Origin of the sequence: Nostocoides australiense Ben110, assembly GCF_001050535.1 — a bacterium.
Taxonomy (GTDB): domain Bacteria; phylum Actinomycetota; class Actinomycetes; order Actinomycetales; family Dermatophilaceae; genus Nostocoides_A; species Nostocoides_A australiense.
Window position 1 is genome coordinate 4,005,819 of sequence record NZ_HG764815.1, and the last position, 6,714, is coordinate 4,012,532.

The 6,714-nt window shown below is 63.7% G+C and carries 5 protein-coding genes and 1 pseudogene; all 6 read right to left on the bottom strand.

The genetic code is table 11. The features are described from left to right. Positions 1-205 precede the first annotated feature (205 nt). Complete coding sequence (locus BN11_RS19790; RefSeq protein ID WP_048700113.1) at positions 206-463, bottom strand: hypothetical protein; 258 nt, start codon at positions 461-463, stop codon at positions 206-208. Between the two features lie 33 nt (positions 464-496). Next, positions 497-1,216: a transglutaminase domain-containing protein gene (locus BN11_RS22170; RefSeq protein ID WP_162213297.1), complete on the bottom strand. Its 720-nt coding sequence runs from the start codon at positions 1,214-1,216 to the stop codon at positions 497-499. A 202-nt stretch (positions 1,217-1,418) separates the two neighbouring features. Continuing rightward, positions 1,419-3,677, bottom strand: a complete 2,259-nt coding sequence (locus BN11_RS22175; RefSeq protein WP_083433906.1) for a MarR family transcriptional regulator — start codon at positions 3,675-3,677, stop codon at positions 1,419-1,421. 439 nt (positions 3,678-4,116) lie between these two features. Beyond that, a pseudogene (locus tag BN11_RS26235) lies at positions 4,117-4,311 on the bottom strand (IS3 family transposase); the annotation flags it as partial. A 74-nt stretch (positions 4,312-4,385) separates the two neighbouring features. Continuing rightward, on the bottom strand, positions 4,386-6,311 hold the full coding sequence (locus BN11_RS19805) for a tyrosine-type recombinase/integrase (RefSeq protein ID WP_048694384.1): 1,926 nt from the start codon (positions 6,309-6,311) through the stop codon (positions 4,386-4,388). Further along, positions 6,277-6,714: tyrosine-type recombinase/integrase (locus BN11_RS19810; protein WP_048700701.1), on the bottom strand; the 438-nt coding region annotated here is incomplete at its 5' end. The genes BN11_RS19810 and BN11_RS19805, both read right to left, overlap by 35 nt.

The window sequence follows — 6,714 nt, forward strand, 5'->3', positions numbered from 1 at the left end:
ATCCACAGGTCTTGACTATTCCTCGCTCGCCCGCTTCGCGCCGCAGTGCCCGCCAGTCGAACTTTGTAGCCGCGGTAGAGGTTACCGCGATCAGCATATGAATAGCGGGACTTGCTGTGGACGTAGTCATTGCGTTTACCATCCTTGGCAAGTGCACACGATGCGCTCGTCGATACTCGGCCAATCCATAGATTGATATACCTGCTCAGCTGCGATTGATGTTCTCAAGTTGTTGAGCGACGGACGTCAATCGCTTCTCAAACTCACCAAGTCCTTCCTTTGCGGCGTTGAGCTTCTGCCGAGCATCTCGTAGCAGATCGTCGATCTTGCCCTTGTTCGGAACATCGAACCGAAGGGAGTTATAGACGCTCTCCACTGCGCGCAGATCAGAATCGAGCGACTGCTGAGCGCCTCGAGCCTTGGCGGCAGCATTCCGCAGTTCGGCGGGGTTTCCACTGACCATCACGTTCTCCTTTGTTTGGTGACGTTCATGTCGCTACTTCGATGACTTGCCGGGTGTCCTGCGAGAGGGCCTGCTGCCGAGACGGAAGGTGACAGCAAGCGGGTAGCTCTCTTCAAGGCGCAGGTACTCCTTGTATAGCCGCGCAATCTGCTCTCCACGGTGTCCGACCGGCATCTGCACCGCGTACCCAGCGCTTGAGGTCGGGCCGACCTGTTGGGTGAGCTGATCATGCGGACCTTCAACACCAAGGAGCGCTTCTATATGCGCGATGAGTGCTAGGGCGCGCAGGGTCCGTGTGAAGTCGATATCGCGAATATCCTCCACCATGTGCGTTTGACTAATCAGTCCAAGAGCGAACAACTCTCGCTCCGAGTCAGAGGTCGTGAGTAAGTAGCGCCTCCGAAAGTCGGGGTCGGCCCGGGCGGGCTCAAGCATCGGCGAGCCGTCCGCGAATACGCCACCCGCGTTCCAAGTGACGTCGACGTTCCACCACTCGCCCCCAAGGCAAACCATGTTCCAGGCGTGGTTCATCGAATCGCTAATAACGGACTTCGCCTTGATGTTTACCCGCCGCGCGGATACTTCAAACAAAGTTGCGTAGTCCGTACAAATGCCCAACCCCCGGGCAAGAGTCACCTGGGGCGTCTGTAGCGTGCGCGAATTGGCCGACCGTGCCCGGTCGCGATCGTAGCGAACGCGCTTTACGATTGCGTCGTTGACTCGACAGACGGTTTCCCAGTCCGATTGGCTCACGCGTCTCGGCCGATCCGCTACCGGCACTGTCAACACTCGGGAGCCGTCGAGGCGTAGGAGTTTGGTCTTCGGTCTGACGATCCCCTGCGCGAAGGGGGTTGGACGTGTCGCCTGCAACACAGCACCTCCGTTCGAACGCTGGACTGAGGACCGATGCGATCCTCGCCTCCACAGTAAGCGGACAGCCAATCCCGTGTCTATCTCAGCGAGCGTCCTGGCATAAATCGCGTTGGCGCATCTCCGTAACCATCTGATGCCACTCCTTTGGCAAGTTCGCCTCGCCTGATGGGTCCCCCTCCAGAGCGGAGGCGAGGTCCGCGAAGAGCCGCTGTTCCGCAGCTCTCCTCAGGTGGGGAACTGCCGTCCGAGCGAGCGCGGTGCGCTGGCCCTCAGCGAGTGCATCAGGTGTCGCAACGAGCCGAGTAGCGAGGGATCGCGCTTGGGCACCGCTGACCTGCATCAGAATCTTGGCGACCCCTTGAAGATCAAGAAGACCATCTTGAAGCAGTCTGAGCGTAGCTGCCTCAATCAGCTGACTCTCGACAGCTCGAATAGGCCACCGCGCCGGATCGCTGGGCCATTCATCGACCGCGAGGCCGAAGGAGGCGATCCTAGCCGCGTGAGCAAGTTTCGCATCAGTCCCTGACGCATCTATGTCGGTCGCGAGGCGTAAGTACTGGGAGACAGCATCCGCACGATCCACGAGCGCGACGATACTTAGCCGATCAAACATGACTGCATATCGATCGCGCTCACTCAGATATGGGTCAGAGAGTGAGTCTTCGAGGACAGCCAGCGCTTCTTGGACGCTGCGACCGCCGGCAAGCCATTGGGCAAGGCTGCGGCGCGCGTGATTCAAGCTGGCAGCCCATGCTCGCTCTTGTTCCATCGTCTGGGTTTGAGGCGGGCTTCGTAGATAGTCCAACGCGGCGCGAACGCGCCGAACTGCCTGATCAAACTGCTCCTGTTCACCAAACGTCTGGCCAAGACCTAGCATTGCTTGCGCGGCGAGGTCGAGTTGACTGGACTGAACCGCCAGTTCCGACGCTTCGACGTACAGCTGTTCAGCGTCAGTGAACATCCGCATCTCCACTAGATTTCGAGCAGCATGGAGTCGGGCTTTTATCGCTTCGTGAGACTCTTGCCCGAATAATCCATCCAGGTCTTGTGTGACCGCCGAGAGCATACGGCGAGACCGAATTCGATCCCCTGCGTTGCCAACCCAGACCGCCAACCTCCAGTACGCGTCGAGTGTCGTCTTGGCTCGCAGTCCTTCAGCCTCCGCACGGCGTAGCAGCGACTCCTGGAACCAAGCGCGAGCCACCTCCGGTTCGCCAGCATCACCGCGACGAGCTGCCTCGGCGTCTGGTTGGTCGAACTCCTGGGGCGCGAACGAAGCAAGGGACGGCGTCTCGGACTCGTGCCAAACCTCGACTAGTGATCGAATCAGGTCCGTTACAGAACCAGCTCCCTGCGGCCTGAGGTGGAGCCGCAACAGTGGGTCATTGATCTCGTACCAGCTACGACGTCTATCCACTCCATCTGGAGCCGGAATAGTAGCCACCCAACCGTCTGCGTGAAGTCGTGCAAGTGCGCTCGCCGCAGCCTGATTTCGGACACCAGTAGCCTCCGCAATCTCTTGGACAGTTCGTGGCGCCCCAGCTCTAGCGATCTCCAAGAGCACGCGCTGCTCGCTCGGGGCGACTCGGAGCAATAGTGCGCTGAAGTGAGCCCTCATGAGAGCGCGGAGCTCGCTCTCTGCATGCACTAGCGGGCGGCGGGTCCCGGCGGCCAGGTTGTCGCCAGCCAATGCCCAAAACGCTTGATTCCCCAGGAGCGCGCGGTCAATTTTCTTTGACTCGTTGATGAGTTCATCGCTGATCGAAGTCTGAAGAACACGGCGTACGCTGGCACGCTCAAGGGCGATCTGTATTCCGTCTGCCGGAGATGCGACTTCCGCCGTCCTGAAAACAGCGAACGACGAAAAGAACTCATTCGGGAGCATCCCCAGGATGGTCGTACCAAGTATGAGCGGTCCGTGTTCGTCCGCCAAGAGCGCGGCAAACTCGGGTCGGTCCGCTGCTCGCATCTGACGCAGGAGCTGATCCAAACCTTCTACAACGATTACTAAGGGGGCATCGCCATTTGCACCTGATACTGATGTGGCATCACTACCCGGTGCTGGTCGAACCTCTGACCCAAGAGCATCATTGACTGTGGCCAGGAAATCATCAAAGGATGATATTCCGATTGGGCCTTGTTCGAGTCGTGCGATTCGAGCTCCGCCGACAGCTGCTGCGATGGTCGCGATACCGACTGCTCGGGACTTTCCTGTCCCAAATCCGCCGGAAATAAGGATGTGTTCCTTTGTCCGCCCCTCGATAAATTCAGTGACAAGCGCGATCAGCTGGTCGTCCAGCGGCATATTAATGCCGACGAACCGGTCGTTGTGGTCCGCCACAAGGGTCCTGCGGGACTTCGATGTTCTTGCCGTTCGCGCCTCAGCCGCCACGCCAGTCACTATACACAGCAGATATCGCGTATTTCTGCATTGATCAGATCGGTGCCACAGGCAAGCTAGGCGGCGCCGCAACCGGAGGCTGACCGAATCATCGGGCCGAAACGTGGTCCAGGCGCTCGCGAATCGCCCGGTCTTGGGTGAATTGGAGGCCTTTCCATGCTACCTGGTTTGGGAGCCAAGACGTCACTACCGAGCGCCACCGCTCGGGGTCGGTGTTCCAGCAGAGGGTGTGACCGGCGTTGAAGGTCTCCAGCTCGACGAGGTCCGGGCGGGCGTCTCTGAGTGCTTGTGAGAGCTGGATCGGTACGGAGTCGTCTCGGGTGCCGTGGAGGATCAGGGTCGGCGTGCTGTGGTTCCCCCCGAATCGTGGAGGGTTTGGCTATGCGGCTTCCCGGACGGGGGCCGCAGTGGTTTCGTAGGCGATGGGGCTCATCATGCCTGCTGAGCTGTGTCGGCGCTCGTGGTTGTAGAACCCGTAGCACCAATCGAGCACGACGGCCTGGGCCGCCTGGGTAGTGGTGAACTCGTGCCGGCAGAGGACTTCCCACTCCAGGGAGGAGAAGAACGCCTCCGCGGCTGCATTGTCGAAACATTAACCGGCTAATCGCAGCGGATTTCTTTCCGGTTCGGCCCTTTTCGTTGTTTGCCTCACATGGCGGTCGGGTGTGTCGCGGTGTCGTCGATCAGGGCGGTGAGGCGGTGGATGAGTCGGAGGTGTCGTTCGGTCTCGGCGTCCCAGCCGCGGGTGGTGGCGTCTGCGGCGAGGGCGGCTGCGTCGTCGCGTTGCGCGGTCAGCACGGGCAGGTAGGTGGTGGTGGTGTGGAAGCTGGGGCAGTGTTCGCAGATGTTCGCGTAGCTGCACGGGCCTTGGGCGGGGGCGCGTAGGCAGTAGCCGCCGGCGAGGGCGGTTTTGACGGTCGCGGTGGTGCGCCAGTCGTCGCCTGCGCTCGAGGTCGGCTCGCTCGGGGTGGGCAGGGCGCCGATGGTCTGCTTGGCCAGCTCCAGCGCGCGCTCGTACTCGGCACGGACGGTGGTGTCGAACAGGTGCCCGTAACGCAGGCTCATTTCGGCTGACACGTGTCCGAGGATGGCCATCAGTGCTTGCAACGAGACGCCGGCGTTGACCAGGGCGGTGGCGTAGGTGTGTCGGAGCTGATGAGGGGTGACGTGCCCGATGCCGGCGCTCTTCGCGGCGCGGTCGAGCTCCTTGCGCAGCCGGTTCTGTCCGATGCGGTGGCCGTGCGCGGTGAACAGGAAGTCCGCGGGCCGTCCGGTGCGTGGGTGTGGGATCGGCCGTCCGGGGCTGCGTGCGGCGGTGATCCGGTCGATCAGCGCGAGGATCTGGGCGTCGATGGGGACCATCCGTTCGGTGTCGAGCTTGCCCAGGGGCACCTTGAGCCAGGACCCGGAGCCGGGTAGGTCGATGACGGCGTCAAGCTCAAGGTCGAGCAGTTCCCCGATCCGCAGGCCGCAGGCGCGTTGCAGTAGCAGCGCGTCGGCGGCGAGCCGGTGCGGGGAGGCCTCGAGGGCCTCGGTGAGGCGTCGGTCGGCGTCTGGTGGCAGGAACCTCGGTAGGGGTTGGGGCAGTCGCGGGTTGTCGGAGGGGAACATCAGCCGCCGGGTGGGTGCCTCGGGCCAGCCCCACTCGGTGATCTCGGTCAGGAAGTTCGCGACGGCCAGGATCCGTCGTGCCTGCTCCGGGACGGACAGGGTCCCGCCGGCCTTGGTGTTCGCCGCGGTGGTCAGGCTGGCCAGCCAGGGTTCGATGTGCTGGCACCGGTCGAGCGTCGCGGGGGTCGCGTCCGGGTCGGTCCCGGCGAGGTAGGCGCCGAACGCTGCCAGCCTGGTGGCCAGCGAGGAGACGGTGGCGGGACGGCAGGTGACGGACTTGTGCTGCAGGTAGCGCACCAGGATGGCGTGCATCGGCTCCGGCACGTGTGCCAGGCGCCGGGCGAAGGGCCAGCGCTGCTCGAACGGCTCGGGCAGCGCAGGCAGCACACCGTGGTGGTACAGCACGGTCTTGGCGCCGGTGGCGGTGGCCCGGTAGTGCTTCCAGGTGCGCCCGGTCGCGGCCTGCCGTGCGAGGCCGGCGACCGCGAGGGCGTCGAAGTCGTCGTGGACCAGGTCGGTCAGGCGTTTGCCGGTGGCGAACAGCACCCGGGCGATCACCTGGGAGGCCATCGCCGAGGCGACCCGCTGGCTGTACCCGCAGCCGCGGGCGGCGGTGATGAACGCCGCGAGGTCCTGCCCGATGACGGTGCCGGGCACGTCGCGCCAGATCGAGGAGAACTTGCGGTGCACCAGGTACTCCCAGCTCGGGTGGAGCCGTCCGGTGACGAGCAGGAACGTGATGAACGGGCGGGTGCCGCTGTTCGCGGTCAGCTGCACCGCCAGCGGCTCGTGCTCCCAGGCGCGCACCACCGGCCATCGCCGCAGGAACGTCTTGGCCCAGTACGTGAACGCGGTGTTGCCTCGCCCGGTCCGCGCCTGGTGGGCGTGGTACGCGGCGAGTACCTCGGCAGGTGGCTCGTGCCGAGGCTCAACGGTTTTGGCGTTGACGGCTGCGCGCGGCATCGTATTCGGCTTTCACGTGGGTCGGGGCGAAGTGGATGTAACGGGCCGTGGTGTCGACATGCGCGTGCCCGAGCAGCGCCTGCATCACGGCCAGGTCCACCCCGGCCTCGGCCAGCGCGGTCCCGAACGTGTGCCGCAGCGCGTGCGGTGCCCCGGCCGGGACGCCGGAGGTGGCCCGGTGGTAACGGAAGATGGTCCGCAACCCGGCCGGGGTCAGCGGCCGCCCCGTCGTGGGGCCCTTCGCGACGAGGAACAACGCAGACGCGTCGCTGTCCGGGCGCTCGGTCAGCAAGTACGCGTTCAGCACGGCGGCGACGTCCCGGTCGAGGGGGACCCGGCGGTCCTTGCCGCCCTTGCCGTGCACGGTCAGCCAGCGACCGCCGATGTCGACATCGGCGACCTG